The organism is Kineococcus indalonis (assembly GCF_009906395.1).
Classification (GTDB): domain Bacteria; phylum Actinomycetota; class Actinomycetes; order Actinomycetales; family Kineococcaceae; genus Kineococcus; species Kineococcus indalonis.
Map to the genome: position 1 here is coordinate 1 of NZ_JAAALM010000293.1, position 5,179 is coordinate 5,179.

Below are 5,179 nucleotides of genomic sequence, written 5' to 3' on the forward strand. Positions count from 1 at the left end.
GGGTGGGGCCGCTGGGATCACCCACACGGGCCAGCGGGGCCCGGTCCACGCACCGGTGCGCGGTGATCCCGGAGGACCATGCCGGGCGGGTCCTGAGGGACCAGCGGGACGCGTGTGGCGCCGCGTTACCAAACTGTTACACGTGGTGGCTCAAGGCAAAACCGCAGGTCACGCCGCGTGTCGGGGTCGTGACTCGGGGTACCGGTCACATCCGTCCCATCACTCACCGTGTTGCGATCGTGACTCTCGTGTACGTTCATTCTCGTCACCGCAAGACTCCGCTGCGTAGCGGTCGAGGGCGGCGACAGCAGGCTCGCACGAGCCGGCCCCCGTGGGGGGGAACATCACTTCACACTGCCTTGGAGGCAATCGTGACCGCAGCAACCTCCCGGTTGCGCCGGCGTGGTATCGGGGCCGGCGTCGCGGCTCTTGTTGGCCTGTCGACCATTGGCTTCAGCGCTTCTTCGGCCTTCGCCGCCCCCGGTTTCGAGCTGGAGCGCGTCGGCGGCGCCGACCGCTTCGAGACCGCGGCCCTGGCCGCCGCGAACTTCGAGGACACCACCTCGGTGGTCCTGGCCAACGGCTTCTCCAACGTGGACGCCCTGGCCGCCGCCTCGCTGGGCCAGCCGATCCTGCTGACCCGCGACAACCTCACCCCGCAGGCGACGCTGGACGCGCTCGAGGACCTCGGCGTCGAGAACATCACCATCGTCGGCGGCACCGGCGTCGTCAACGCCGCGCAGGAGACCGCGCTGCGCACCGCGGGCTACACGGTCACCCGCCTCGAGGGCACCGACCGCTACGCCACGGCCGCCGACATCGCCGCCGAGGCCGACGCCACCGCGCCCTACGTCTTCATCGCCTCCGGCCTCGGCGTGGCCGACGCCCTGGCCGCCTCCTCCGCCGCCGCCGCGACCGGCTCGCCGATCCTGCTCGTCCGCTCCGGCGACGTGCCCGCGGCGACCGAGACCGCCCTCGAGCGCTTCCCGAACTCCCGCGTCGTCGTCCTCGGCGGCACGGGCGTCGTCTCCGCCGCGGTCGCCACCGAGGTGGGCGCCGAGGCCGCCGACCGCGCCAGCGGCGCCAACCGCTTCGAGACCGCCGCGAACTTCGCCACCTGGGCCCTCCAGAACGACGTCTTCGACGGCACCACCGCCGGCATCGCCCGCGGCATCGGCACCGGCTCCCTCGGCGCCAACGACCTCGCCGACGCGCTCGTCGCCGGCCCGGTCCTCGGTGCCGCCGGCGGCCCGCTGCTGCTGGCCCAGTCCGCCACCGACCTCGGTGCGGCCACCACCGCCTGGTTCGCGGCCAACGCCGACACCCTCAACGCCCCCGGCGTCGTCTTCGGCGGTGAGGGCGTCATCTCCGCCAACACCGTCGCGGCCGCCGAGGAGGCCGCCGAGGGCGGCGATGACGCTGGCCTGAACACGATCGCCGTCGCCCCCGCCGTGGCCGCTTCGCTCGAGGCCGTCGTCGAGGCCAACGGCGCGGCCAACGTCACCGCCGACGACCGCGCCTACACGGTGACCGGGCTGACCGACACCACGCAGTACCGCATCACCCTGGTGAACGCGGCCAACATCACCACCGTGAACGGGCAGACCCGTTTCGCGATCGACACCACCGCGGGGCAGCAGGCCAGCGGCAACTACCTCGCCCTCGCCGGTGTCGGTGGCGTCGCTCCCTCCACGACCTTCCGGTCGGTCAACGGCGGGACGCCGAACAATGACAACGGTGCAAATGGCAGCGCCCCGAACACGGCGATCGCCAACCCGGTCAACGGTTCGCTCACGTTCGTCATCGAGGGCAACGCCCCCGAAACGGTCGTGCCGGTCGTCTACATCAACGGTAGCGCCGGTCAGGCGAACAGCGCTGGTGGTGTGAGCCCGCGCCTGGAGCTGGACGCCAACGGTGCGCCGGTCGAGTCCTTCGGTCTCGGCGGGGTGACCACCTACACCGCGGCCGAGGCCGAGGCAGGCGCGAACGGCAGCAACACCGCTGCGCTGCCCATCACATCGGTCGATAAGACGGGCAACTCGTTCAACGCCACGGTCGGCGGCAGCACCGGCTCGGCGCGTGCCTTCTTCTTCGACGCGAACGACACCTTCCAGATCGCCGGTGCACCCGCGACGCTGGCGCAGTTCACGGCGGAGCTGAGCGCCGGTGACTCCGTCGCTGTCAACTACGGCACCGACCCGGGCGCGGTCAGCACCTTCAACCTGACCAACTCCAACCCGCCGGCGATCACGGTGGCAGCGGCCCAGGCGGGCACGACCGGTGCTGCCACGGACGACGTCACCGTGACGGTGACGTTCACCGCTCCCGCGCAGATCGACGCCATCAATATCGAGCGCGCTCCGGTGACCGGCACCACCGTCGGCACCTACGCGTCGGTGGGCACCATCACCCCGACGGCCGCGCAGCTGGCCACCGGCGGTGGCTCGGCCACCTTCGCCGACAACAACCTGGCGGCCGGCACCTACCGCTACCGCGCCACCGCCGTCAACGACGGCGACGCCGGGACGCCGGCCGTGACCACCACCGACGCCGTCACCACCGCGCCGCAGCCCGACACCGCCGGGCCCGTTCCGTCGGCGACCGCGCTGACCCGGGACGCCGGTTTCGCCGGGATCCTGGACGCCGGTGACACGTTCACCGTCCAGGTCAACGAGGCGCTGGCCCTCCCGACCGCTGGCTCGGTCATCCGGGTCGCTGACGGCACCGCAGCCGGTTCGTCCGTGGCCGACCTGGTCGTCGGCACGAACGCCTCGGTCTCGCTCAACGCCGCCGCCATCCCGACGAGCCCGGCGAACACCCCCAACGCCGGTGCTCCGGCCAACACGGTGCTCACCGTCACCGTGACCGCCGCGCCGACCGTCGTGACCGCCGGGGACGTTGCCGGGGTCGCCTACCCGGCGACGATCACCAACACCTCCGGCGTCAACGACGTCGCGGGCAACCGCCTGAACCTGACCGCGGGTACCGGCGTGGACGTCACCATCAACGCGCCGGCCTGACCGTCGCGCCGAGCCGGTGAGTTGAGGAAGCATCGATTCACCCGTCCCTCGTAGTGCTGGAGCCCCGGGCCTACTGGCCCGGGGCTCCAGTCGTTCCCGGGCGCGGAACTCCTCCGACCGGTGCCGTCGGCCGCGCGCCGCACGGCGCCCTGAGCGACCGGGCGACCATGATGGGACGGTGAGCACCGTCCGCACGCCCCTGCTGGTCCTGACCGCCTTCGTCCTCGCCGCCACCGCCGCGTGCGGGTCGTCCACCGACCCGGAACCGGCCGCGGTGACGAGCGCGGCGAGCTCGTCGGCGACCAGTCCCACCAGCACCTCGACCACCACGTCCACGGCGACCACCGCCCCGCCGGAGGCCGACCCGTACGCGGCGCTGCGCGCGGTGGACTGGGAGCGGCGCAGCTACGCCTCCCTGCTCGACGGCACCCCGCACGTGCCCGGCAGCGACGGCCTCACGTACCTGGGCACCGCGTACGGCGCGATGGACGGGGTGCCGCGCGCCCTGGTCGTGCTGTTCGACGAGCGGTTCGCCGACGAGCTGAACAGCGGCGTGGTGCTGCACCTGTTCGCCGACCCGGAGGGTCAGCCGGTCTCCGGCGGCCTGTTCGACGACGAGGCCGGCGGGCAGCGGCTGGCGCACGCCGCGGTGCGCATCGCCGAGGACCAGGTGCAGGTGTGGGCGAACACCGCCGCGCCGGGGTCCACGGCGCAGTCGCCGTACAGCCGGTACGAGGTCTACGTGACCACCGCGGGCGACCCGTACCTGCGCGCCGGTGACCCGCGCCCCGCCGAGGGCAACCCGCCCGGTGACGCCGTCACCTGGAACGGCACCGCGCCGGACCCGCGCACGCCGCTGCCGGACGTGGGCGCCCCGCTGTCCTGACGGCCTCGCCGGAAACCCCCGCGCCGCGCGGTGCCCCGTGCCAGGCTGGCGCCGCCGGGTGCGGGGGCACCCGCACGCCGAGGAGGGGACCGCCGTGACCGGGCGCCGCCGCACCACCCGTCTGCTCGCCGCCGCGCTCGCCGCGGCACCGCTGGCCCTGGCGCCCGCCCCGGCGCTGGCGGCGCCCGCGGAGACCGTGCAGGCGCGCTGCGCGCCGGGCCTGCCGGTCCAGCACCCCGGGTGCGGGCGCACCTACCCCGGTGCCGACGCCGGGAACGGGACGGTGGAGCTGCGCGGCGCCGACCGGTACGCCACCGCCGTCGCCGTCGCCCGGCACGGCTTCCCCGAGGCCGACGCGGTGGTCCTGGCCAGCGGGGAGGACGCGCACCTGGTGGACGCGCTGTCCGCCGGGCCGCTGGCGCGCCGGCTGGCCGCGCCGCTGCTGCTGACCGCCCGCGGCGCCCTGCCGGCCGCCACCGCCGAGCACCTGCGCGCCCTGGCCCCGGCCGCCGTCCTCGTCGTCGGCGGTGAGGGGGCCGTGGCCGAGGCGGTCATGGCGCAGGTGCGCGCGCTCGGCGTCGCCTCGGTGGGCCGCGTCGGTGGCGGCGACCGCTACGCCACCTCCCGCGCCGTGGCCGCGCTGCAGCCCGGCGCCACCCGCGCCTGGGTCGCCTCCGGTGAGGACGCGCACCTCGTGGACGCCCTGGCCGCCGCCGGCGCCGCCGCGCGCCTGGGCGAGCCCCTCGTGCTGGCCCCGGCCACCGGGGACGCCTCCGCCACGGCCGGCGCGCTGCGCGCCGCGGGCGTCACCGCCACCACCGTCGTCGGCGGCACCTCCTCCGTGGGGGCGGCCGTGGCCGCGCAGTTCCCCGCCCCGGCCCGCGTGGAGGGCCCCGACCGCTGGCGCACCGCCCTGGCCGTGGCCGGCGAGGCGGTGCGCCGCGGCCTGCCCCGCACCGACCTCCTGGTCACCAGCGGTGAGCAGCGCCGCCTCGTCGACGCCCTCGCCGCCGGACCCCTGGGCCGCGCCACCCTGCTCACCGGCGCGCGCGGCACCGGCGAGGACCTGGTGCGCGAGTGGGAGCGCGCCGGCAGCGACCGCACCGCGTTCGTCGGTGCCGCCGCCGCCCGCCTGGTGTGCTGGGACGCTGCGGGGTGCGCGAGCGTGGCCGCCGTGGACGTCGACGGCGACGGCGCCCTCGACGACGTCGGCGTCGCCGGTTCCGGCAGCGCCCGGCAGGTGCGGGTGCGGGTGGACGGCGACGTGGTGACC

At 75.4% G+C, this 5,179-nt stretch carries 3 protein-coding genes; all 3 read left to right on the top strand.

What is annotated here, in order from left to right; genetic code table 11:
* Positions 1-371: 371 nt before the first annotated feature.
* The gene (locus GTR00_RS14080) at positions 372-3,020 is read left to right on the top strand and encodes a cell wall-binding repeat-containing protein (protein ID WP_166612237.1); all 2,649 of its coding nucleotides are present in this window, start codon (positions 372-374) and stop codon (positions 3,018-3,020) included.
* 178 nt (positions 3,021-3,198) lie between these two features.
* Positions 3,199-3,906, top strand: a complete 708-nt coding sequence (locus GTR00_RS14085; RefSeq protein WP_166612238.1) for a hypothetical protein — start codon at positions 3,199-3,201, stop codon at positions 3,904-3,906.
* Positions 3,907-4,000: 94 nt separating this feature from the next.
* Positions 4,001-5,179: cell wall-binding repeat-containing protein (locus tag GTR00_RS14090; protein ID WP_166612239.1), on the top strand; the 1,179-nt coding region annotated here is incomplete at its 3' end.